Source organism: Pseudomonas inefficax (assembly GCF_900277125.1).
Lineage (GTDB): Bacteria > Pseudomonadota > Gammaproteobacteria > Pseudomonadales > Pseudomonadaceae > Aquipseudomonas > Aquipseudomonas inefficax.
The window spans coordinates 36208-58447 of the sequence record NZ_OPYN01000108.1; the positions used below are offsets into that span (position 1 = coordinate 36208).

Below are 22240 nucleotides of genomic sequence, written 5' to 3' on the forward strand. Positions count from 1 at the left end.
TGGAGTACCTGTGGGAGCGGCCTTGCGTCGCGAAAGGGCCGCAAAGCGGCCCCGGCAATCTTGCATGTTGCTGAAATCCTGGGGCCGCGTCGCGGCCCTTTCGCGACGCAAGGCCGCTCCCACAAATAAGACCGCGTTCGGAGTTGAAGAGGACTTCCGCAGCGAAAACCCGGATAATGCCGGCCAATTTCGTTTTGCACGCTTAAATCACGGTAATCCCGCATGGAAATCAAGGTCAATTTTCTCGACAATCTCCGTCTCGAAGCCAAGTTCGATGACTTCACGGTGATCGCCGACCAACCGATCCGTTACAAGGGTGATGGCTCGGCGCCGGGGCCGTTCGACTATTTCCTGGCGTCTTCGGCCTTGTGCGCGGCTTACTTCGTCAAGCTGTACTGCCAGACCCGCGACATCCCAACCGAGAACATTCGCCTGTCGCAGAACAACATCGTCGACCCGGAAAACCGCTACAACCAGGTTTTCAAGATCCAGGTCGAACTGCCCGAGGACATTTCCGAGAAGGACCGCCAGGGCATCCTGCGCTCCATCGACCGCTGCACAGTAAAGAAGGTGGTGCAGACCGGCCCCGAGTTCGTGATCGAAGTGGTCGACAACCTCGATGCCGATGCCCAGGGCCTGCTGATGCCGGTGGCGGACACCAGCACTTACATCGCCGGCAAGGACCTGCCGCTGGAGCAGACCATCGCCAACATGTCGGGCATCCTCGCCGGGCTGGGGATGAAGATCGAGATCGCCTCGTGGCGCAACATCGTGCCCAATGTGTGGTCGCTGCACGTGCGCGACGCCCAGTCGCCGATGTGCTTCACCAACGGCAAGGGCGCGACCAAGGAGGCCGCGCTGGCCTCGGCGCTGGGCGAGTTCATCGAGCGCCTGAATTGCAACTTCTTCTATAACGACCAGTTCTGGGGCGAGGACCTGGCCAATGCGTCGTTCGTGCACTACCCGAACGAGCAGTGGTTCAAATCCGGCCCGCGTGATGCGTTGCCAGCCGAAATCCTCGACGAGCACTGCCTGGCCATCTACAACCCGGACGGCGAGCTGCGTGGCTCGCACCTGTACGACACCAACTCGGGCAACACCGCGCGCGGCATCTGCTCGTTGCCGTTCGTGCGCCAGTCCGACCAGCAGGTGGTGTACTTCCCGTCCAACCTGATCGAAAACCTGTTTCTCAGCAATGGCATGAGCGCCGGAAACACCCTGGCCGAGGCGCAGGTGCAGTGCCTGTCGGAAATCTTCGAGCGCGCGGTGAAGCGCGAAATCCTCGAAGGCGAGCTGTGCCTGCCGGATGTGCCGCAGGAAGTGCTGGCCAAGTACCCGGCCATCGTCGCCGGCATCCAGGGCCTGGAGGAGCAGGGCTTCCCGGTGCTGGTCAAGGATGCGTCGCTGGGTGGCGAGTTCCCGGTGATGTGCGTGACCTTGATGAACCCGCGCACCGGCGGCGTGTTCGCTTCGTTCGGCGCCCACCCGAGCCTGGAGGTGGCGCTGGAGCGCAGCCTCACCGAACTGCTGCAGGGCCGCAGCTTCGAAGGCTTGAACGACCTGCCGCAACCGACCTTCGAAAGCCACGCGCTGACCGAGCCGAACAACTTCGTCGAGCACTTCATCGACTCCAGCGGCGTGGTGTCGTGGCGCTTCTTCAGTGCCAAGGCCGACTTCGAGTTCGTCGAGTGGGACTTCTCCGGCCACGGCGAGGATTCCAACGTGCAGGAAGCCGCGACTCTGTTCGGCATCCTCGAAGACCTGGGCAAGGAAGTGTACATGGCGGTGTACGACAACCTCGGCGCCACCGCCTGCCGCATCCTGGTGCCGGGTTACTCGGAGATCTACCCGGTCGAAGACCTGATCTGGGACAACACCAACCGCGCCTTGTCGTTCCGCGCCGACATCCTCAACCTGCACAGCCTGGACAACCGCTCCCTCAAGCTGCTGCTCAAGCGCCTGGACAACTGCGATGTGGATGACTACACCACCATCACCACGCTGATCGGCGTGGAGTTCGACGAGAACACGGTGTGGGGCCAGCTGACCATTCTCGAGTTGAAGCTGCTGATCTGCCTGGCGGTACAGCGCTTCGAGGATGCCAAGGAGCTGGTCGAGGCGTTCCTGCAGTTCAACGACAACACCGTCGAGCGCGGCCTGTTCTACCAGGCGCTGAACGTGGTGCTGGAAGTGCTGCTGGACGATGAACTGGAAATGGACGACTACGAAGCCAACTTCCGGCGCATGTTCGGTAACCCGCGCATGGACGCGGTGCTGGGTTCGGTGGACGGCAGCGTGCGCTTCCATGGCCTGACCCCGACCAGCATGAAGCTGGAAGGCCTCGACCGCCACCTGCGCCTGATCGAAAGCTACAAGAAGCTGCACGCGGCCCGGGCCAAGTTCGCCTGACTCCTGTAGGAGCGGCCTTGTGTCGCGATGGGCCGCAAAGCGGCCCCGGCAATATCAGCTTCAATGCCAAAAATGGGGGCCGCTTTGCGGCCCATCGCGACACAAGGCCGCTCCTACAACGACGTCGATTGCCTTCATATCGATTTCAAATAACCGCTATCTCCAATCTGACTTGCCGCTTCGCCTGCAAGGCGCGTAGCGTTTTGCTCCCATTCCCTGAATACATGGCGCGTTGACCGCCAGAAGGACCTCGGCCGCGCAAAACAAGAAGGCGCAGACCATGAGCACCCCTTTGGATACCAATGCCCTCAAAGCCCGCCAGCAAGCCGCATGGGCCAGTGGCGACTACGCGGTAATCGGCACCACTCTGCAACTGGTTGGCGAGCGCCTGGCCGAAGCCTGTGACCTGCGCTGGGACGAGCAGGTACTGGACGTCGCCGCCGGCAACGGCAATGCCACCTTGGCTGCTGCCCGGCGCGGCTGCCGTGTCACCTCCACCGACTATGTGCCCGAACTGCTCAAGCGCGGCGAAGAACGGGCGCGGGCCGAGCACCTCAATGTGGTGTTCCAGACTGCCGATGCCGAAGCGTTGCCGTTTGCCGACGGTGCCTTCGATGCCGTGCTTTCCACTTTTGGCGTCATGTTCGCCCCCGACCAGGCCCAGGCTGCGCGCGAGTTGGCTCGAGTGTGCCGGCCCGGAGGCCGCGTCGGGCTGGCCAACTGGACCCCGCAAGGCTTCGTCGGGCAGATGTTCAAGACCCTCGGGCGGCACGTACCGCCACCAGCCGGGGCTTTACCGCCTTCGCGCTGGGGTGATGAAGAACAGTTGCGCGGGATGTTCGAGGGGGCGCTGGGCGAATTGAAGGTCAGCCGCCAGCACTTCAACTTCCGCTATCGCTCGGCGGCGCATTTCATCGAGGTGTTCCGCACCTGGTACGGGCCGGTGCACAAGGCGTTTGCCTCGCTGGAGCCAGAGGCGGCCGAGTCGCTGGAGCGGGATCTGACGCAATTGTTGAATGAAAGCAATGTGGGGGGCGAGTCGTCGTTGGTGGTGCCGAGTGAATACCTTGAAGTGGTGATCATTCGAGCTTGAGCCCACGGGCCAAGCGCTCAATTCTTGCACTTGGCCATCACCACCTGGCAAGTCTTCGGTGTGCCCCCCGACCGGCTTGCATAGCGCACGCAGTTGTTCAGCGACTTCTGCCGGGCAATGCTCAGCGTATTGCCCCACGCGAGGCCGCCTTCGCCGGTGGTGGGCACGGCTTTGGCGAAACAGTTGGAGCCTGTTGCGGGCGTCGCATACCGGACCTTGCCGGCTTTGCTGGAACAGCCGGCGGTGAGCGCCAGGCTGAAGGCGAGCAGTGTGGCCAGCGTCCATGATGCGTAGGGGCGAGTCGGTTTACTGCTCATAATGCTTTCCTTACCGAGGGCAGTACTCTGCAATAGCAAGGTGCTGTCCCTGTGGGGCGGGTTTATCGAAGTGATAAACCGCCGCGAACACCGGCAAAGCCGGTGCCATGCACTGTGCAGGATATGGCATTCAAGCGAAGCGGTGAACGCTTGCGTTGCACCAGATAAGCAGCGCAAGGCCTTTGCACCATGGCGAGGCCTTGCGCCTGGCGCAATGATCAGAACCGGTAGTTGAAGCTGGCTTCCAGCGTACGCGGTGCACCCGGGGTGATCAGGTTCACCGAACCGTGCGCGGAGGCATAGTAGTCGCGGTCGAACACGTTCTTCAGGCGCAGCGCGGCATCCCACTGCGGCACGCTGTACAGCAGCGCGGCGTCGAAGGTGGTGTAGCCCGGCATCACCACCACGTTGTCGAGTGCGGTGTAGCGCTCGTCGACGTAGTTGGCGCCGGCGGCCACGCGCCATTGCGGGGTCAGGGTACGCACCAGCCAGACGTTGGCGCTGTTACGCGGCGTCAGGGTAGGGGTCTGGCCTTCGTTGGCCACGCCGTTGGTCTTGCTGTTGGACTTGGTGATTTCGGCATCCAGGTAGGCGTAGCCGGCGTAGATCTGCCACTTGTCCGTGAGCTGCCCGCTGACAGTGGCTTCGAAGCCGTCGGTGCGCTGTTCGCCGGCCAGCACGGTCAGGTTGGGGTTGGCAGGGTCGGCGGTTTTCATGTTGGTGCGCTCGAGGCGGAATACCGCTGCGGTCACCGACAGGCGGCTGTCGAGCAGGTCCCACTTGGCGCCGATTTCGTAGTTGGTGGTTTCTTCTGGCTCCAGGTGCTGGTTGGTCGGGCTGACCGCAAACACTTCGCCCGAAGGCTGGTAGCTGCGGCTGACCGACACATAGTAGGACTGGATGTTATCCGGTTGGTAGACCAGGCCGGCACGCGGGCTCCAGGTCTTGTCGGTACGGTCGAGGTCTACGTTCTGCGCGCGGTCGTCGTCGTACTCCTGGCCAAAGATGTCGTAACGCACACCGACCAAGGCCTTCCAGTGCTCGTTCAGTTCGATCATGTCCTGCACATACAGGCCGGTGGTCTGCTGGAAGTTGGTGCCCTTGGACGACAGGTTGGCGGCATGTTCCGGTACCGGCACCAAGGCGTCGCGGTACACCGGCACCTGCGCCACGTTGTTCTGGCTCAGCACCCGCTGGTGCTTGTCCTGGAAGCCCACTTCCACGCCATACAGCAGATTGTGCTGCATACCGGCAAGCTGCGCCTGTTGCTTGAGCTCGGTCTGGTTGAACATGCCGTACTCGTCGCGGGCGACGTTACCGCGGTTGAGCTTGACCAGCAGTTCGCCGTTGGGCGCGGTGACGAATCGCGTCGGGCTGCTGTCGGCCAAGGTGTTGTTGCGGTCCAGGTCGTAGCGGTAGTAACGGCTGGTGTTGGTCAGGGTGAAGTCGTCGTTGATGCGGTAATCAAGGCTCGCAGTCAGCGAGAACACTTCGCTGCGGGCGTAGTCCTGGTCGGCATCGCCGGAGCCGAAGCGCTTGTCGCGGTCCACATCTACCGGGCGGTTGCCAAGGGCCGGGATACCAAAGTCGATCAGGCGCTTGTCGTACAGGTAGGTGGCGCCCAGGTTCAGTTCAAGGTCGTCGGAGAGGCGGAAGTAGGCCGATGGCGCGATGGCCTTGCGGTCGATGTAGCCATCGTCGCGGAAGGTGTCGCTGTCCTCGAAGGCACCGGTCACGCGGTAGGCCTGGTTGCTTTGCGGGTCGGCCCAGCCGGTGTCGAACTGGGTGCGACGCTTGCCTTCGCTGTCGAAGCTCATGCCGACTTCGCGCTTGGGCGTGAAGCTCGGCTTCTTGCTGATGCTGTTGATCAGGCCGCCCGAAGAGCCACGGCCATACAGCACGGCGGCAGGGCCCTTGATCACCTCGACACGCTCGATGTTGGACAGATCACGAAAGTACAGGGCGTCGTCGCGCACGCCGTCGATGTACATGTCGCCAATGGCGCTGAAGCCGCGAATGGTCACCTGGTCGCGCTGGCCGTCGCCGTTGGACAGGCCGACGCCGGGCACGTTCTTCAGCACATCTTCCATGGACTGCGCGCCCTGGTCCTTGATCACGCTTTCGGGCACGACGTTGACGGTTTGCGGGATGTCGCGCAGTGGCGCGTCGATCTTCATGGCGCTGCGGCTTTCGCTGGCCTTGTAGCTTTGCTGCTCGTAGGCGCTGGTGACGGCAGTAGCGGGCAGGGCCAGGGAACCCTGCGACTCAGGTTGAACGGCCGCGTGAACAGCAGGCACAACCAGCAGGCCCAGCATGGAAATGGATGCTGGGGCAACAGACTTTTTTGCCATTACAGGTGACTCTTTGTTGTATTTGGGAGGTCACGAATAGTAATGATTTGTAAATGTAAATCAAGTGTAAAGAATTCGCATTTGCTGTTGCAAGGCTGCGGATGGCGGAAAAGCGACGAGATGCGTCGCGGGAAAAGAGGCCCGGCAAGGCGGCAGGTACCGGCTATGCTTGTTGGCGCGTGAGCATTTCACGCACCTATCCGGTCTTGATTACATGGAAGCAGGCCTATGAATCCGATTCGTTCCCTCGTTCGTGCCGTTGCCCTTGCCACTCTGGCGTCCACCGCCAGCTTCACGGTGCAGGCGGCCGGTATTCCCATTGGCAGCGAGGCGCTGGAAAGCCACATCACCACGCAGGTCACGGCCATTGACCTGGCCAACCGGCAGGTCACGGTGAAGGGGCCCGATGACAAGAAGGATGTGACCTTCCAGCTCACGGAAAAGGCCAAGGCGCTGCCTAACCTCAAGGTGGGTGACCAAGTCGACATTTACGTGACCCGTGCGGTGGCCTATGTGCTGAATCCCGAAGTAGGCGGGGCGCCTAAGGCGACTGAAGAGTCAGGTACCATCCGTGCCACGGCGGAAAACCCCAACCCGGGTGGCGAGGCATTCCGCCAGGTCAAGGTCACCTCACAGATCAAGAAGATCGACCTCAAGGCACATGAGGTGAGCCTGCTGCCGCCGGAAGGCAAGTTGCAGGTAGTCAAGGTCGAGAACCCTGACCTGCAGGCACGCATGAAGAACCTCAAGGTCGGCCAGACGGTTGACGCGATCTACACCGAAGTGCTGCGCGTCGAAACCTCGCGCTGACCATTCATTGGGGCAATCCAGGTAACGCGTTGCTCTCGAGGTTATCGCGGTAACTGTGGGAGCGGCCTTGTGTCGCGAAAGGGCCGCATCGCGGCCCCCGGATTGATGCGCAACTGTTGAAATTGCTGGGGCTGCTTTGCAGCCCATTCGCGACACAAGGCCGCTCCCACAGAGATCGCGCCAACTTCTGGATTCGAGCAGGACAGTTGCTCCCATAGGTACGGCTCAGGCTTCAGAACTGCGCGGCACCTGCGTGATCGTGTATCCATGTGGTGAATAAAGTACGTGCATACTTTCGATTTCCATGGATAAAGGGAATTTTCCGATCATTGCCTGAACATATGTCACGAATGAGGACTGCCATGTTCAGCAAGACCTTGTGCCTTCTGGCGCTTCCCTTTGCCCTGGCGTTGCTTGCCGGTGCCGTGCTGCCGTTCCAGGCTGCGGGTAATGCCGCCGTAGGCCGGGCGCTGGGGCATTGGTTGTGGGGCGCGTTCACGTCATTGACGGTTAGTTCGCTGGTGGTGATCGTCGCGCTGCTAGTCCTCAGGGTGCCGGCGCCGGACATGGGCAAAGCCCTGCAGGGGCCCTGGTGGCTGTGGGTTGGCGGTGTGCTGGGGGCGCTGTACGTGGCCGGTGCCGCTGCGCTCACCCCCAGGCTCGGCGCGGCGGGGTTCCTGGTGCTGGTGGTGGCGGGGCAGATCATCACGGCGGTGGTCGCAGACCACTTCGGAGTGATGGGGCTGGGGGGCAAGCCGCTCAACCTGGCCAGGTTGGCAGGTGTGGTGCTGATCCTCTGCGGCGTGCTGCTGGTGCAGGGCACCTGGGCAGCGGGCACGCCGGCCAGTGCCACTACTGTGGTGAAACAGCCGGAAGGCTGATCAGCGGCCCGGCTGGCTGCACGCCCAAACGGTCTCCCGCAGCCAGCGATGCCCGGGGTCGTCGTCCTTGCGGCTGTGCCAGGCTTGCTGGTAATCGAACGAAGGAATCGCCAGTGGCGGCTCGAACTGGCGCAATGTCCTGTGCTGGTGCAACGAGCCCACCGCGCGGCTGGCCACGGTCAGGATCAGGTCGGTGCCGGCCAGCACCTCCACCGCCGCACTCCAGTGCGGCAAGGCCAGGGCGATCCGCCGACGCAGGCCTTGCGCGGCCAGGGCGCGTTCGATTTCATCGAAGGCATCCGGGTGCATGGCCATCAGCACATGCGGGCGGGCCAGCCAGTCGGCCAGGGCCAGGCCGCCGCTGGCCGGCAGCACCTGGCGGTCGGCAACGCTGATGAAGCTGTCGGTGAACAGCGGCTGCGCAGTGATGGCCTGGGGCAGGTCGGGGAAGATGCCCAGGGCCAGGTCCAGTTCACCATCGAGCAACTGGGCCAGCATGGTTTCGCGGCTGGCCTGGCTGATGGCCAGGTCCACCCCGGGCGCGACCTGGCGCAGATGGCGCAGCAGGGGAGGCAGGATGATCCGCGAGGAATAGTCGGACAGCGAGAGCCTGAAGCGCCGCTGGGCCTTGGCCGGTTCGAACTGTGGGGCTGCCAGCAGAACGTTGAGGTTGCCCAGGGCGTCGTGCAGCGGTTTGGCCAGCGATTGGGCGCGAGCGGTCAAGGCCATGCGGCCGTTCTGCCGCACCAGCAAGGGGTCGTCGAAGTGCTTGCGCAACTGCGCCAGGGCGTGGCTTACCGCCGGTTGGCTGCGGTGCAGGCGCAGGGCGGCGCGGGTCACGTGCTTTTCGCTCAGCAGGGCGTGCAGGGCGAGCAGCAGGTTGAGGTCGATCTTGCGTAGTTCATCCATGGCGCGAATGGTCTTGGCCATCTCTTACAGTTTTGATCAGCTTAACAAATGTCCAAGGCCGACCGTGTCAGTCGTTGGGGTTATACTCGCCCCCCGTTTCACGGATATCCCTGCTGCAAGCGGTGCAGAAATCATCTGCATCCCGCCTGATTGTTCAACTTTTTCTGCCTGTTTAGCCTGACCGAACACCCATCCAACAGGATTCGATCATGGCTACCCGCATCGTTCTCAACAGCACCGGCACTGCCGATGTCATGCATCTTGAACACTTGCAAGCACAAGCCCCAGGGCCCGGCCAGGTCTGGCTGGAACAGACGGCCATGGGTGTCAACCCGCTCGACTTGCTGCAGCGCAAGGGCGGCGCCCCTCTGGACCTGCCTTCCGGGCTGGGGTTGGAAGGGGCTGGGCGGGTCGCTGCCGTAGGCGATGGAGTACATGACGTGCAGGTGGGCGACCGGGTCGCCTATGCCATGGGCCCGGTTGGTGGTTATGCCAGTGGCCGGCTGTACCCGGCCGAGCGCCTGGTCAAGCTGCCGCCTCAGCTGGATGACCAGGCCGCCGCCGCCGTGCTGTTCAAGGGCATCACGGCGCAGTACTTGCTGAAGACTACCTATGCCGTGGGCCCCGGTAGCCAGGTGCTGTTGTACGGTGCCGCCGGTGCCTTGGGCCAGCTGATGGCGCCCTGGGCGCGGCACCTGGGAGCGACGGTGATCGGCGTGGTATCACGCCCGCAGAGTGTGGCAAGGGCGCAGGCAGCGGGTTGCCACCATGTGCTGGTGTTCGACGCGGCAACCTTGGCCGGCCAGGTCCGCGAGCTGACCCAAGGGCAGGGCGTGGACGTGGTCTATGACTGTGTCGGCAAGGTGTCGCTGCAAGCCTCGCTGGACAGCCTGCGAGTGCGTGGCTTGCTGGTGTCGTTCGGCGGCACCTCCGGCGCGCCAGCCGCCATTGAGGTGGCCACGCTCAACGCCAAGGGCTCGCTGTACCTGACTCGGCCGTCGCTGGCGGCACACACCCGCACGGTCGACGAGTACCAGCAGCGCGCCGCCGATGTGCTGGCGGCGGTCGCGGAGGGTATTATCCAGCCTCGGGTCTGGCGTCGCTACCCGCTGGCCGAAGCGGCCAGGGCCCACGGGGACCTGGAGCAAGGGCTGTCGGAGGGCGCGCTGATCCTCACTGCCTGATCCCCCGACCCACAGCCTTGTGCCGAGCCTTGCCATGGATGCCTTCGACAGCCGCCGCGCCGATGAACTTGCCACCTTGCTGGCGCTGCACGAGCAGGGCTCGTTCGCCGCTGCCGGGCGCCAGTTGGAGCGCCACCCCACGGTGCTGTCCAAGCGCCTGAGTGCACTGGAGGTGCGCCTTGGCATTCGCCTGGTGGAGCGCAGTACGCGGCAGTTGCGTTTCACCGATGAAGGCGAGCGGCTGGTGGCCAAGGTGCGCGAGGCCAACCGACTGATAGCAGAGGCCGAACAGGAAGCTGCCGAGGGGGCGGTGGCGGTACGCGGGCGCCTGCGCCTGGCGCTGCCGGCAGCCATGGGGCGACGCTGGTTGAGCGCAGTGCTGGCCGATTTCGTGCTGGCCCACCCGCAGGTGATGGTGGAGGCCGAGTATGCCGATCGTTTCGTCGACCTGATCGGCGAGGGTTTCGACGCCGCCATCCGTATTGGCGAGCTGGCCGACAACCGGCTGGTGGCCAGAAAACTGTGCGATCACCGGCGTATCTTGTGCGCGTCGCCCGAGTACCTGGCCCGGCATGGCGCACCTGTGCAGCCGGAGGACCTTGCCGGGCATGACTGTTTGGGATTCAGTGGATTGCGAAGCTTTCCCGAATGGCGACTGATGAGTGACGGGCAGCAGGTGAGTGTCAAGGTTTCCGGCAGCCTGCGCAGCAATGACAACGAAGCCCTGCTGGAGGCGGCGCGGCGTGGCGTTGGCATCCTGGCGGGAGGGGACTGGCTGATGGGCGAGGACCTCGCCGCCGGGCGCTTGGTGCGGGTGCTGCCGCAATGGCAGCTGGATGTGGCGGCAGGCATCTACCTGGTACGGCCGACCGCGCGCCTCAACAGTGCTGCCCTGACGGCTTTCAAGGCATGGATGGAGGCACGCTTCGAGGCCGGTGCACCGTGGCGGCGATAGAATTGCACATAACTATTGAATTAGCAGGGACCCTGTGGGAGCGGCTTTAGCCGCGAACACCGGCGTAGCCGGTGCCATGCACCGCGTTGGATTCTTCGCGGCTAAAGCCGCTCCCACATCGACCGCATCGCCTTCAAGCCATGTGCAGTACCTGTGGGAGCGGGCATGCCCGCGAACATCGGCGGAGCCGGTGCCATGCACCGTGTTGGATTCTTCGCGGCTAAGCCGCTCCCACATCGACCGCATCGCCTTCAAGCCATGTGCAGTACCTGTGGGAGCGGGCATGCCCGCGAACACCGGCGGAGCCGGTGCCATACACCGCGTTGTGGCATTCGCGGGCACGCCCGCTCCCACAGTGCAACCCGAAGCGCCAGGCAATCTCCTGCTTTATCGTCTTGCTACAGCATGCTGCACGCACTGCTCGTAATAGGTCTGCTTGATCGCTGCAGGCTTGATCCGCGAACGGCTGTTGTAGGTCTGTTCGGTAATGCCGAAGGCGGTCATGCGCATCCACGGCTTGGGGAATTTGCGTGCCTGCAGTTTCTTGCGCGTGGCATACAGGGTTACCCCGGAAAGCTTGGCCTGCTGAGCCTCGGCGGCTATCTGCGCACCCCAGCCGCAGGTGTGGCGATCATTCTGGCTCAGCGCCCGTGCCTGGGCGCCGAAAGCGAGCGTGGCCAGCAGGCAGCCGGCCATCGTTGCTAGAAGTACTCGCATGTTACTGTCCTAAGCATCTGAAGGAAAACGAAGTTTGCCTTCACAAGCAGGCACTGGGGGCCAGCAATTTGCCGTCAGATCATGGTCGCTGACCAGCAACTGATGGCATGCACGCCGAGAAATAAATACCGCACTGCGAGTATGTGATCGTACAACTGCTTGCGCTATGATGAGCGCTGTCTTTCAAGGTGAAATACAGGGCAATGACAGAGCAGCAGGTACAGGCAAAGACCCGGCGCAAGCCGCGCAGTCTGGCCCAGGAACTGGTCACGGTGCTGACCGAGCGCATTCGCAGCGGCCAGCTCAAGCGCGGCGACAAGCTGCCGACCGAATCGCAGATCATGGCCGAAGAGGGAGTCAGCCGCACGGTGGTGCGTGAAGCGATCTCGCGGCTGCAGGCCGCCGGGCAGGTGGAGACCCGCCACGGCATTGGCACTTTCGTATTGGACGCGCCGGCCGCCGGTGGTTTCCGTATCGACCCGGCGACCGTGGTCACCCTGCGCGAAGTATTGGCGGTGCTGGAATTGCGCATTGCCCTGGAGATCGAATCGGCGGGCCTGGCGGCGCAGCGGCGCAGCGATGAAGAGCTGGCCGGCATGCGTGCGGCGCTGGACGAACTCAACGAAGGGGCTGCCCACGCCACGGATGCGGTGTCGGCGGATTTCCAGTTCCACCTGCGCATTGCCCAGGCCAGCGGCAACCACTACTTCGCCGACATCCTCAACCACCTGGGCACCAGCATCATCCCGCGTACCCGGTTGAACTCGGCGCGGCTGGCCCATGATGACCAGGCGCACTACATGAGCCGGCTGATGCACGAGCATGAGGCGATCTACGAAGCCATCGCCCGGCGTGATGGCGAAGGGGCGAAGATGGCCATGCGCATGCATCTGAGCAACAGCCGCGAGCGCTTGCGCCAGGCGCATGAAGAAGCTGAGGCGCAGGGGGGCTGAGGTTTTTGTCGCCTGTACCGGCCTCTTCGCGGGCGCGCCCGCTCCCACAGGGATCACCTTGAGCTTGAGCCCTGTGGAGTACCTGTGGGAGCGGGTTCACCCGCGAAGAGGCAGCCACAGCCAAAAGAAAAGCCCCGCCATGCGCGGGGCTTTCCGGTTTCAACGGGCGATCAGATCGCCCCGTCACTCCACTGCCCATTCACCAGCCGGCGCAGCCCCAGCGGGTTACCGTCGCGCAATGCCTCGGGCAACAGCGCCTGCGGGTAGTTCTGGTAGCACACCGGGCGCAGGAAGCGGTCGATGGCCAGGGTGCCGACCGATGTACCGCGTGCATCCGACGTGGCCGGGTAAGGCCCGCCGTGCACCATCGCATCACACACCTCGACACCGGTCGGATAGCCATTAACCAGGATCCGCCCGACTTTCTCTTCCAGCAGCGGTACCAGCCAGGCGAAGGCCTGCAGGTCTTCCGGCTCGCCGATCAGGGTCGCGGTCAGCTGGCCGCGCAGGCCGAGCAGGGCGGCGCGCAACTGGTCGTTGTCCTGCACTTCCACGGCAACGGTGGTCGGGCCGAACACTTCTTCCTGCAGCAGCGGGTCAGATTCCACCAACAGGCGGGCGTCGGCCTTGAACAGCTGGGCGTGCGCCTGGCTGCCTGCCTGCGCCTGGCCGGCCAGGTGCTCGATACCGGCATGGGCGTGCAGGTGCTCCAGGCCTCCGACATAGCTGCGCAGGCCGCCAGCGTTGAGCATGGTCTGGCCGGCCTGCTGGCCCAGGTGCTCGCCAAGCTCGGCCAGCAGTTGGCTGTACTGCGGCGACTGCAGGCCGATCACCAGGCCCGGGTTGGTGCAGAACTGCCCCGCGCCCAGGCACACCGAACCGGCCAGCTCACGGGCGATGGCTTCGCGACGCTTGGCCAGGGCGCCCGGCAGGATGATCACCGGGTTGATGCTGGACATCTCGGCGAATACCGGGATCGGCTGCGGGCGCTCGGCGGCCATGCGGCACAGGGCGTCACCGCCTTTCAGCGAGCCGGTGAAGCCGACGGCCTGGATAGCCGGGTGCTTGACCAGCCACTCGCCGACGCCGCCACCGAACACCATGTTGAACACGCCCTTGGGCATGCCGGTGCGCTCGGCGGCGCGCTGGATGGCACAGCCAACCAGGTCGGCGGTGGCCATGTGGCCGCTGTGGGCCTTGAACACCACTGGGCAACCGGCAGCCAGGGCCGCAGCGGTATCGCCACCGGCGGTGGAGAAAGCCAACGGGAAGTTGCTGGCGCCGAACACAGCCACCGGGCCGACGCCGATGCGCATCTGGCGCAGGTCCACGCGTGGCAGGGGCTGGCGCTCGGGCAGGGCCAGGTCGATGCGTGCACCGAGGAAGTCACCACGGCGTAGCACCTGGGCGAACAGGCGCATCTGGCCGCTGGTGCGACCGCGCTCGCCCTGGATACGGGCGGGGGGCAGGGCGGTTTCACGGCAGACGATGGCGACGAAGGCGTCGTCCAGTTCGTCCAGTTCGGCGGCAATGGCGTCGAGGAATTCGGCGCGCCGCGCCGGGGCCAACTGACGGAATTCGGCGAAGGCGGCGGCGGCGGCCTTGGCAGCCTGGTCCACCTCGCTTTCGGTGGCCTGGGCGAAGCTGTAGGGCAGGGCCTCGCCGGTGCTGGCGTCCAGGCTCTGCAGGCGCTGCGAGCCAGCGGCGCTGCGCTGGCCGGCGATGAAGTTGTGGCCGAGGATTTCAGGCATGGGGTGCTCCTGTAGGTTGAGAGAAAATCTGGCAGGTTGTCGCATGACCTGTGGGAGCGGGCGAGCCCGCGAACACCGGCGCAGCCGGTGCCATACACCGGGTTGCCTGCTTCGCGGGCGCGCCCGCTCCCACAGGGATCGCGCCACAGTTGAGAAGCCGGGTCATCAGGTAATCGGAGCCGGGTTGAACAGGGTGATGTCGTTGTGCAAGCGATGCTGTTCGGCCCAGGTCTGCTTGCGGCCGCTGGCCACGTCCAGGTAGTAGTGGAACAGTTCCCAGCCCAGCTCCTCGATGGTCGAGCGGCCGCTGGCGATGCGCCCGGCGTCGATGTCGATCAGGTCGGGCCAGCGCTGGGCCAGCTCGCTGCGGGTGCATACCTTGACCACTGGCGCCATGGCCAGGCCGTACGGGGTGCCGCGACCGGTGGTGAACACATGCAGGTTCATGCCGGCAGCCAGTTGCAGGGTGCCGCAGACAAAGTCGCTGGCCGGGGTGGCGCAGAAGATCAGGCCTTTGCGGTTGACCCGCTCACCCGGGCCGAGCACGCCCTGGATGGCGCCGCTACCGGACTTGACGATCGAGCCCAGAGACTTCTCGACGATATTCGACAGGCCGCCCTTCTTGTTGCCCGGCGTGGTATTGGCACTGCGGTCGGCGGCCCCTTGCTGCAGGTAGCGGTCGTACCAGTCCATTTCGCGTACCAGGGCGTCTGCAACCTGCTGGTTTTCCGCCCGTGAGGTGAGCATGTAGATGGCGTCGCGCACTTCGGTCACTTCAGAGAACAGCACGGTGGCGCCGGCGCGTACCAGCAGGTCGGCGGCATAGCCCAGCGCCGGGTTGGCGGTGATGCCCGAGAAGGCATCGCTGCCGCCGCACTGCATACCCAGGATCAGTTCGCTGGCCGGCACGCTTTCGCGGCGGCGTTGGTCGAGTTTCTTCAGGCGGGTTTCGGCCAGTTCCATGATCTGTTCGATCATTTCCACAAAGCCCAGGCTGGCGTCCTGCAGGCGGTACAGCCACGGGTCGCTGAGGTCCACTGACGGGTCGTTGTCATGCATCACCTGGCTGGCCTGCAGCTTTTCGCAGCCCAGGCTGATAACCAGGGCTTCGCCGCCCAGGTTGGGGTTGCGCGCCAGGTTGCGCACCGTGCGGATCGGGATGTAGGCATCGCGCGCGTTGATCGCCACGCCGCAGCCATAGCTGTGGGTGATGGCCACCACGTCATCGACATTGGGGTACTTGGGCAGCAACTCGCTGCGAATGCGCTTTACCGCATGCTCCAGCACGCCGGCCACGCACTGCACGGTGGTGGTGATGCCGAGGATGTTGCGGGTGCCGACGGTGCCGTCGGCGTTACGGTAGCCTTCGAAGGTGAAGCCTTCGAGCGGCGGCAGCGGCTGCGGGACGGCGTCGCAGCGTGGCAGGCTGTCCAGCTCCGGCGCGGCCGGCATGGCCAGCTGGCTTTCCTGCACCCAGCTGCCCTGGCGCAGGTCTTCCAGCGCGTAGCCGATGATTTGCCCGTAGCGGCGCACCGGTTGGCCCTTGGCGATGGCCACGGTGGCCACCTTGTGGCTCTGTGGCACGCCCTCGACCAGAGTCAGGCCGTCGGCGAAGCGGGCACCTTCGCCCAGGCCACCATCGTTGACCACCACCACGACATTGTCGTCATCGTGCAGGCGGACGTAGCGGGGCGAGTCGGAATGTTCGATCAACTGCATGTTCGGGCCCTACTTGTCAGGTTCTCAGGCTTTTGTACATCTGCCCGCGGCGGGGGCCGGCGCGGGCGTGTTCATTCAGTGGTGCGAGCCGGCCAGTTCGCTGCCGGCCGCGGGCTCGGCGTCAGGCTTTGGGCTTTCACGCAGCTCGATGCGCTTGATCGGGCCGACGATCACCAGGTAGCTGAACACCGCTACCAGGGCGTTGGCGCCGACATACACCAGGGCCCACTTGAACGAACCCGTGGCGCTGATGATGTAGCCGATGACGATCGGCGTGGTGATCGAGGCGATGTTGCCGAAGGTGTTGAACAGCCCGCCCGACAGCCCGGCGATCTGCTTCGGCGAGGTGTCGGCGACCACCGCCCAGCCCAGTGCACCGATGCCTTTGCCGAAGAACGCCAGGGTCATGAAGCCGACCACCATCCACTCGGCGTCGACGTAGTTGCAGAACACCATGGTGGTCGACAGCAGCAGGCCGCAGACGATCGGCAGTTTGCGCGAGAAGGTCAGCGAGTTGCCGCGGCGCAACAGCCAGTCGGAGATCACCCCGCCCAGCACGCCACCGATGAAGCCGCAGACCGCCGGCAACGAGGCGATGAAGCCAGCCTTGAGGATGGTCATGCCGCGCTCTTGCACGAGGTACACCGGGAACCAGGTGAGGAAGAAGTAGGTGATGGCGTTGATGCAGTACTGGCCCAGGTACACGCCCAGCAGCATGCGGCTGGTCAGCAGTTGCTTGATGTAGCCCCATTTCGGGCCGTCGTTGCCGCGCTTCTGGTCCATGTCCACCAGGCCGCCGTTCTGCTCGATGTGCTCGAGTTCGCCTGGGCTGATGCGTGGGTGTTGGCGCGGGTTGTAGATGGTCTTCAGCCATACCATGGAGAACACGATGCCTAGCGCGCCCATGACCACGAACACATGCTCCCAGCCGAAGCTGAACACGATCCAGCCCATGATCGGTGCGAACAGTGCGGTGGCGAAGTACTGCGCCGAGTTGAAAATGGCCGAGGCGGTGCCGCGTTCCTGGGTCGGGAACCAGGCCGCGACGATGCGCGCATTGCCCGGGAACGACGGGGCTTCGGCAAAACCGACCAGGAAGCGCAGGGTGAACAGGGTCACCACCGCCCAGGCAACCGGCAGGCCACCGACAAAGCCCTGCAGCAGAGTGAACAGCGACCAGGTGAAGATGCTGAAGGCGTAGACGTTCTTGGAACCGAAGCGGTCGAGCAGCCAGCCACCAGGAATCTGGCCAGCCACGTAAGCCCATCCGAAGGCGGAGAAGATGTAGCCGAGGGTCACGGCATCGATGCCGAGGTCTTTCTGCAGGCTGGAGCCCGCAATTGCGATTGTGGCGCGGTCAGCGTAGTTGATCGTGGTCACCAGGAACAGCATGAACAGGATCAGGTAGCGCACATGCGTCTTCTTCGTCGCTTGCATGCTGGAGTACTCCCACTATTTATTTTTGTGCGGGCTCACGAATTGTAACCGGAGCGGGGCTGGCCCACTCCGGGCGCGGCATCTGGCAGGCCGCGGGCGGCGCTTACTGCGGGCCCATCTTGTCCATCAGCGCGGCGAGTTGTTCGTACTCTTCGGCGGTGAGGTCGGTAAGCGGAGTCCGCACCGGGCCAGCGTCGTGACCGGCGATCCTGGCGCCGGCCTTGACGATGCTCACGGCGTAGCCGGCCTTGCGGTTGCGGATGTCCAGGTACGGCAGGAAGAAGTCGTCGATCAGCTTGGCCACGGTGGCGTGGTCTTCACGGGCGATGGCGTTGTAGAAGTCCATGGCGGTCTTCGGCACGAAGTTGAACACGGCGGAGGAGTACACCGGTACGCCCAGGGCCTTGTAGGCAGCAGCATACACCTCGGCTGTCGGCAGGCCACCCAGGTAGCTGAAGCGGTCGCCCAGGCGGCGACGGATCGACACCATCAGCTCGATATCACCCAGGCCGTCCTTGTAGCCGACCAGGTTCGGGCAGCGCTCGGCCAGTTTTTCCAGCAGGTCGGCGTTCAGGCGGCAGACGTTGCGGTTGTAGACGACTACGCCGATGTTTACCGATTTGCATACCGCTTCGACGTGGGCGGCGACGCCTTCCTGGCTGGCTTCGGTCAGGTAGTGCGGCAACAGCAGCAGGCCTTTGGCACCCAGGCGCTCGGCTTCTTGCGCGTATTCGATGGCCTGGCGAGTGGAACCGCCGACGCCGGCGAGGATGGGGACCGACTTGGCGCAGGTATCGACGGCGGTCTTGATCACCTGGCTGTATTCGCTGGCGGCCAGGGAGAAGAACTCACCGGTGCCGCCGGCGGCGAACAGGGCGCTGGCGCCGTAAGGGGCCAGCCATTCCAGGCGCTTGGCGTAGCCAGCGGGGTTGAAGTCGCCCTGGGCGTTGAAGTCGGTGACCGGGAAAGACAGCAGGCCGTGGGAGAGGATGGATTTGAGTTCTTGTGGAGTCATTGTTGTTGGCATCCTGTGGCGCTTGGGTGAAGGAGCTGTTTGCGTTGGAGGTAAGTTATCGTACAACTTGTACGATGACTAGTCCCTTTAGGAGATTTTTTTGTGGAGGGGTAGAAGGAGTGTTATTGCCTGCGCCGGCCTCTTCGCGGGCATGCCCGCTCCCACAAGGGCCGTGGTGCGCTTGAAAGTAGGGAAGATTGCCTGTGGGAGCGGGCGTGCCCGCGAAGAGGCCGGCACAGACAACAGAGATGCCCGAGACCCAGATGGCAGTCCAGCTGCAATCAGTCATCGTATCTCTAGGCGGGGAAGGAAAAAAACGATCGCGGAGACAGGCACAAGCCCGCCGCCCGTTTCCACGGGAAGTGTTCTGGGACCAGCAGAGGGTGACCGGGGAAAACGGGGGCGGCCTTGCGCCGCCCCGCGATCAAAGCAGAGGAAACTGGGGTCAGGCAGCGTGCTGGCGCTTGATCTGCGCCTTGCGTACCTGGGCCCGGCAAGCATCACCGAAAGCCTGGAAGATCTTGATCGAATCCGGGTTCTTCGCCGCTTGCCACTCCGGGTGCCACTGCACGGCGAACAGGAACGGCGAAATGCTCGGGGCATGGATCGCCTCGACCAGGCCGTCTTCGGCATGGGCGATGGCCTCGATGCCGGCGCCGAGCTTGTGCAGGCCCTGGCCATGCAGCGAGTTGACACGAATCTCGTCGGTACCCAGGGTGTCACGCAGCCAGCTGTCCGGCTTGATCTTCACGCCGTGTACCTGGGCGTATTGCACCTCGACCGGGTCTTCCGGGTTTTCCCGGTGGTCATTGAAGCCAGGCTCGGCGTACACCTTCTGGTAGATGTCGCCACCCAGGGCCACGTTGATTTCCTGCATGCCGCGGCAGATGCCGAAGATCGGCAGGCCACGCTTGATCGCGGCCTTGACCAGCGGAATGTCGAACAGGTCGCGGTTCTTGTCCTGGCCTTTGCCGGGGGTTTCGTTCTCCTGGCCGTACAGGGCCGGGTCGATGTTGCTGCCGGCGCCAGTCAGGTACACGCCGTCGGCCATGTCCAGATAGGTCTCGAGGTCCTCGATGCCGCAGCAGGTGGGCACCAGCACCGGGACGCAATCGGAGAACTCGACCAGCGGGGTGATGTATTTGTGGGTCATGACCTGGTAGTCATGGCCTTTGCGCTCTTGGCTGCCCATGGTCATCAGGACGACGGGTTTGCGCAGGGAGGGTTGCTTGTTGCCAATGTTGCTGTTGGACATATGTCACCTTGGGACAGGTTCGGCCTGTCGTTGTTGTGCAGGTGCACGGCGCGGGGCCATGGGTGCGACCTGTAGCCCCGAGCACTGCCGGCTCGTCGGAGGCGACGATTCCGGTCGGGGCTTGTAGATAGCTTGCCAGAGCCGTTCGATATGTCAAACGACGGAGCAGGGCTTGATGGCCTGGAATGCGCCTGTTTTTGGGGGTTGAAACCGATGCGGGCCTGTGGCGGCGTGGGTTTGGCGGGAGGTAAGGTCAATAATATTTAACGACGCAGTTGGGTCTTTGCAGCGGTGCAATGATGGTGTTGCCTGTTCCGGCCTCTTCGCGGGTAAACCCGCTCCCACAGGATTACCTTGGCCTTCAGGACCAACGATGAACCTGTGGGAGCGGGTTTACCCGCGAAGAGGCCGGAACAGGTTTCAGTGCAGTATCTGCGCCAGGAACCCCTTGGCCCGCTCGGTACGCGGCTGGTTGAAGAACACCTGCGGCGGGCTGTCTTCAATGATTTGCCCGCCTTCGAGGAACAACACCCGCTCGGCCACCTGGCGGGCAAAGCCCATTTCATGGGTGACGCAAAGCATGGTCATGCCGGTGCCGGCCAGTTGCACCAGCACATCCAGCACCTCGGCAACCATCTCCGGGTCAAGCGCCGAGGTGGGCTCGTCGAACAGCATGATCCGGGGCTTCATGCACAGCGCCCGGGCAATCGCCACGCGCTGCTGCTGGCCGCCGGAAAGCTGGCTGGGGTACTTGTGCGCCTGGCTTTCGATGCCGACCTTGCTCAGGTACATGCGCGCCCGCTCCTCGGCGTCCTTGCGCGACAGCCCGCGCACGCTGGTGGGGGCCAGCAGGCAGTTGTCCAGCACGCTCATGTGCGGGAACAGGTTGAAGTGCTGGAACACCATGCCGATATCGCTGCGCACTTGCGCCGCTTCGCGGGTGGTGGACGCCAGGTCGATGCCATCTACCTGGATGCTGCCCTGCTGGGCAACTTCCAGGCGGTTGATGCAGCGGATCAGGGTCGACTTGCCGGAGCCGGACGGCCCGCACAGCACGATGCGTTCGCCTTCACGCACTTGCAGGTCGATGTTGCGCAGCACGTGGAACGCGCCGTAGTGCTTGTTCAGGCCCTCGATGCGGATCAGCACCGGGCGCGGGTCGGGTTCGGGGGCAAGGGTGGCAAGGCTCAGTGGTGCGGTCATCTTGTTGTTCTCCCGCAGGGGTTCAGTCGAAACGGGTCGCGCTGTAAGGCGCGGGGTCGGTGAAGGGGCGTTCGCCGGTGACCAGCTCGGCCACCAGCCGGCCGCTGACCGGGCCCAGGGTAAGGCCGTGGTGGGCGTGGCCGAAGTTGAACCACAGCCCCGGGTGACGCGGCGCCGGGCCGATCACCGGGCGCATGTCGGGCAGGCACGGGCGGCGGCCCAGCCAGGGGGTGTCGTCCAGGCGCTCGCCCAGGGCCGGGAACAGCTTGCGCGCCAGGGCTTCGCAGCGGCCCAGCTGGATCTGGTTGCCAGGCGCGCTGCTGGCGTCGAACTCGATGCCGGTGGTCAGGCGCACGCCGCGAGCCATTGGCGCCAGCACGTAGCCGCCCTGAGTGTCGCAGATGGAATGCTCCAGTTGCGCGCCGTCACGAGTGCTGTAGTGCATGTGGTAGCCACGCTTGATCGCCAGCGGGATCTGGTAGCCCAGGCCGCTGAACAGGTCGGCCGATTGCGGGCCGAGGCAGGCCACCACCTCGTTGGCGGTAATTGGGCCGCGGCGGCTGTCTACCCGCCATTGGCCGTCGACCTGGCGCAGGCTGCGCGCGTCGCCATGCACGAACTGCCCGCCGCGCTGCGTGAACAGGGTGGCGTAGCCGCGGGTGAGGGCGCCGGGGTTGTTCACGGTCTTGGGGTCGAGCCAGTGGATGCCGCCGACCACGCTGGCATCCAGCTGGTGCTCGCGGGCCTGCAACTGCCCGCATTCGAGGATTTCGAACTGCAGGCCATAACGGCTCAGGCCCTTGGCGTCGGCCTTGGCCTGCTCGAACAGCGCCGGGTCACGGAACACTTCGATCCAGCCTTTGGCCTGCACCAGCCCTTCCAGGCCGGCAGCAGCGATGAATGCGTCGTGCTCCTCTACGCAGCGCTGCACCAGCGGCAGCATGTCGGCGGCAGCCCCGGCCAGGCGCCCGGGGGCCGACTGGCGCCAGTAGCGCCACAGCCAGGGTGCGGCCTTGGGCAAGTGCAGCAGGCTGTAGCGCACATCGGGCTGGCGGTTCAGGCCGTAGCGCAGCAGCGCGCCCAGTTGCCGGGGGAAGGCATAGGGGATGACGCTGGAGCGCTCGATCAGCCCGGCGTTGCCGTGGCTGGTGCCGCAGCCCGGTTCGTCGCGGTCGATCAGGATCACCTGGCGCCCGCGGGCCTGCAGGTGCAGCGCGGTGCTGACGCCGACGATGCCGGCGCCGAGGACAAGGGTCTGGCAATGCATGGAACGTATCCTTC

18 protein-coding genes are annotated in these 22240 nt (G+C 64.4%); 7 read left to right on the forward strand and 11 right to left on the reverse strand.

The features are described 5' to 3' along the window. The first annotated feature begins 222 nt into the window (after positions 1-222). Both JV551A3_RS13595 and JV551A3_RS13600 read left to right on the forward strand, forming a co-directional pair. Complete coding sequence (locus JV551A3_RS13595; protein WP_133971892.1) at positions 223-2409, forward strand: OsmC domain/YcaO domain-containing protein; 2187 nt, start codon at positions 223-225, stop codon at positions 2407-2409. A 280-nt stretch (positions 2410-2689) separates the two neighbouring features. Continuing rightward, positions 2690-3502: a class I SAM-dependent methyltransferase gene (locus JV551A3_RS13600; RefSeq protein WP_133971894.1), complete on the forward strand. Its 813-nt coding sequence runs from the start codon at positions 2690-2692 to the stop codon at positions 3500-3502. Between the two features lie 17 nt (positions 3503-3519). Here JV551A3_RS13600 and JV551A3_RS13605 read toward each other — a convergent pair whose 3' ends face one another. Both JV551A3_RS13605 and JV551A3_RS13610 read right to left on the reverse strand, forming a co-directional pair. Further along, the gene (locus JV551A3_RS13605; protein ID WP_112252604.1) at positions 3520-3819 is read right to left on the reverse strand and encodes a hypothetical protein; all 300 of its coding nucleotides are present in this window, start codon (positions 3817-3819) and stop codon (positions 3520-3522) included. A 218-nt stretch (positions 3820-4037) separates the two neighbouring features. After that, positions 4038-6170, reverse strand: coding sequence for a TonB-dependent receptor (locus tag JV551A3_RS13610; protein WP_177421285.1), 2133 nt, complete (start codon positions 6168-6170; stop codon positions 4038-4040). Positions 6171-6398: 228 nt separating this feature from the next. Here JV551A3_RS13610 and JV551A3_RS13615 point away from each other — a divergent pair, with 228 nt between their 5' ends. Beyond that, complete coding sequence (locus JV551A3_RS13615) at positions 6399-6980, forward strand: hypothetical protein (protein WP_133978793.1); 582 nt, start codon at positions 6399-6401, stop codon at positions 6978-6980. 362 nt (positions 6981-7342) lie between these two features. Further along, complete coding sequence (locus JV551A3_RS13620; protein ID WP_133971897.1) at positions 7343-7861, forward strand: DMT family transporter; 519 nt, start codon at positions 7343-7345, stop codon at positions 7859-7861. On the opposite strand, the gene JV551A3_RS13625 is transcribed toward JV551A3_RS13620, so the two are convergent. Further along, positions 7862-8770 carry a LysR family transcriptional regulator gene (locus tag JV551A3_RS13625; protein WP_133972564.1) on the reverse strand — a complete coding sequence of 303 codons (909 nt, stop codon included), beginning with the start codon at positions 8768-8770 and terminating at the stop codon, positions 7862-7864. It abuts the gene before it with no gap. A gap of 209 nt (positions 8771-8979) precedes the next feature. On the opposite strand from JV551A3_RS13625, the gene JV551A3_RS13630 reads away from it, so the two are divergent. Both JV551A3_RS13630 and JV551A3_RS13635 read left to right on the forward strand, forming a co-directional pair. Further along, positions 8980-9954 (forward strand): quinone oxidoreductase family protein, encoded by a 975-nt coding sequence (locus JV551A3_RS13630; protein WP_133971899.1) that lies wholly within the window; start codon positions 8980-8982, stop codon positions 9952-9954. Positions 9955-9988: 34 nt separating this feature from the next. Next, on the forward strand, positions 9989-10909 hold the full coding sequence (locus tag JV551A3_RS13635; protein WP_133971901.1) for a LysR family transcriptional regulator: 921 nt from the start codon (positions 9989-9991) through the stop codon (positions 10907-10909). Positions 10910-11296: 387 nt separating this feature from the next. On the opposite strand, the gene JV551A3_RS13650 is transcribed toward JV551A3_RS13635, so the two are convergent. After that, on the reverse strand, positions 11297-11626 hold the full coding sequence (locus JV551A3_RS13650) for a hypothetical protein (RefSeq protein WP_112252598.1): 330 nt from the start codon (positions 11624-11626) through the stop codon (positions 11297-11299). Between the two features lie 203 nt (positions 11627-11829). Between JV551A3_RS13650 and JV551A3_RS13655 the strand changes: the two genes are divergently transcribed. Then, entirely contained in the window at positions 11830-12579 is a 750-nt protein-coding gene (locus JV551A3_RS13655; RefSeq protein WP_133971903.1) for a FadR/GntR family transcriptional regulator, read from the forward strand. 170 nt (positions 12580-12749) lie between these two features. Here the strand turns inward: JV551A3_RS13655 and JV551A3_RS13665 are convergent, their stop codons facing one another. From JV551A3_RS13665 to JV551A3_RS13700, 7 genes are all read right to left on the reverse strand, one after another. After that, positions 12750-14330 carry an aldehyde dehydrogenase (NADP(+)) gene (locus JV551A3_RS13665; protein WP_133971905.1) on the reverse strand — a complete coding sequence of 527 codons (1581 nt, stop codon included), beginning with the start codon at positions 14328-14330 and terminating at the stop codon, positions 12750-12752. Between the two features lie 165 nt (positions 14331-14495). Continuing rightward, on the reverse strand, positions 14496-16049 hold the full coding sequence (gene garD / locus JV551A3_RS13670; protein WP_133971907.1) for a galactarate dehydratase: 1554 nt from the start codon (positions 16047-16049) through the stop codon (positions 14496-14498). Positions 16050-16124: 75 nt separating this feature from the next. Further along, positions 16125-17486: an MFS transporter gene (locus JV551A3_RS13675; protein ID WP_133971910.1), complete on the reverse strand. Its 1362-nt coding sequence runs from the start codon at positions 17484-17486 to the stop codon at positions 16125-16127. Positions 17487-17589: 103 nt separating this feature from the next. Further along, positions 17590-18501 carry a 5-dehydro-4-deoxyglucarate dehydratase gene (gene kdgD / locus JV551A3_RS13680; RefSeq protein WP_133971912.1) on the reverse strand — a complete coding sequence of 304 codons (912 nt, stop codon included), beginning with the start codon at positions 18499-18501 and terminating at the stop codon, positions 17590-17592. Positions 18502-18946: 445 nt separating this feature from the next. After that, positions 18947-19756 carry a gamma-glutamyl-gamma-aminobutyrate hydrolase family protein gene (locus tag JV551A3_RS13685; protein WP_063914996.1) on the reverse strand — a complete coding sequence of 270 codons (810 nt, stop codon included), beginning with the start codon at positions 19754-19756 and terminating at the stop codon, positions 18947-18949. 420 nt (positions 19757-20176) lie between these two features. Then, on the reverse strand, positions 20177-20959 hold the full coding sequence (locus JV551A3_RS13695) for an amino acid ABC transporter ATP-binding protein (protein ID WP_133971914.1): 783 nt from the start codon (positions 20957-20959) through the stop codon (positions 20177-20179). Between the two features lie 22 nt (positions 20960-20981). Then, positions 20982-22226: an NAD(P)/FAD-dependent oxidoreductase gene (locus tag JV551A3_RS13700; protein ID WP_133971916.1), complete on the reverse strand. Its 1245-nt coding sequence runs from the start codon at positions 22224-22226 to the stop codon at positions 20982-20984. Positions 22227-22240 lie beyond the last annotated feature (14 nt).

Excerpts from the sequence above, each read along its gene's own strand:
- JV551A3_RS13615 (WP_133978793.1), top strand. The coding sequence starts at position 6,399 with ATGAATCCGATTCGTTCCCTCGTTCGTGCCGTTGCCCTTGCCACTCTG.
- JV551A3_RS13610 (WP_177421285.1), bottom strand. The coding sequence starts at position 6,170 with ATGGCAAAAAAGTCTGTTGCCCCAGCATCCATTTCCATGCTGGGCCTG.
- JV551A3_RS13635 (WP_133971901.1), top strand. The coding sequence starts at position 9,989 with ATGGATGCCTTCGACAGCCGCCGCGCCGATGAACTTGCCACCTTGCTG.
- kdgD (WP_133971912.1), bottom strand. The coding sequence starts at position 18,501 with ATGACTCCACAAGAACTCAAATCCATCCTCTCCCACGGCCTGCTGTCT.
- JV551A3_RS13605 (WP_112252604.1), bottom strand. The coding sequence starts at position 3,819 with ATGAGCAGTAAACCGACTCGCCCCTACGCATCATGGACGCTGGCCACA.
- JV551A3_RS13665 (WP_133971905.1), bottom strand. The coding sequence starts at position 14,330 with ATGCCTGAAATCCTCGGCCACAACTTCATCGCCGGCCAGCGCAGCGCC.
- JV551A3_RS13685 (WP_063914996.1), bottom strand. The coding sequence starts at position 19,756 with ATGTCCAACAGCAACATTGGCAACAAGCAACCCTCCCTGCGCAAACCC.
- JV551A3_RS13700 (WP_133971916.1), bottom strand. The coding sequence starts at position 22,226 with ATGCATTGCCAGACCCTTGTCCTCGGCGCCGGCATCGTCGGCGTCAGC.
- JV551A3_RS13620 (WP_133971897.1), top strand. The coding sequence starts at position 7,343 with ATGTTCAGCAAGACCTTGTGCCTTCTGGCGCTTCCCTTTGCCCTGGCG.
- JV551A3_RS13595 (WP_133971892.1), top strand. The coding sequence starts at position 223 with ATGGAAATCAAGGTCAATTTTCTCGACAATCTCCGTCTCGAAGCCAAG.
- JV551A3_RS13675 (WP_133971910.1), bottom strand. The coding sequence starts at position 17,486 with ATGCAAGCGACGAAGAAGACGCATGTGCGCTACCTGATCCTGTTCATG.
- JV551A3_RS13600 (WP_133971894.1), top strand. The coding sequence starts at position 2,690 with ATGAGCACCCCTTTGGATACCAATGCCCTCAAAGCCCGCCAGCAAGCC.
- JV551A3_RS13650 (WP_112252598.1), bottom strand. The coding sequence starts at position 11,626 with ATGCGAGTACTTCTAGCAACGATGGCCGGCTGCCTGCTGGCCACGCTC.
- garD (WP_133971907.1), bottom strand. The coding sequence starts at position 16,049 with ATGCAGTTGATCGAACATTCCGACTCGCCCCGCTACGTCCGCCTGCAC.
- JV551A3_RS13695 (WP_133971914.1), bottom strand. The coding sequence starts at position 20,959 with ATGACCGCACCACTGAGCCTTGCCACCCTTGCCCCCGAACCCGACCCG.
- JV551A3_RS13655 (WP_133971903.1), top strand. The coding sequence starts at position 11,830 with ATGACAGAGCAGCAGGTACAGGCAAAGACCCGGCGCAAGCCGCGCAGT.
- JV551A3_RS13630 (WP_133971899.1), top strand. The coding sequence starts at position 8,980 with ATGGCTACCCGCATCGTTCTCAACAGCACCGGCACTGCCGATGTCATG.
- JV551A3_RS13625 (WP_133972564.1), bottom strand. The coding sequence starts at position 8,770 with ATGGATGAACTACGCAAGATCGACCTCAACCTGCTGCTCGCCCTGCAC.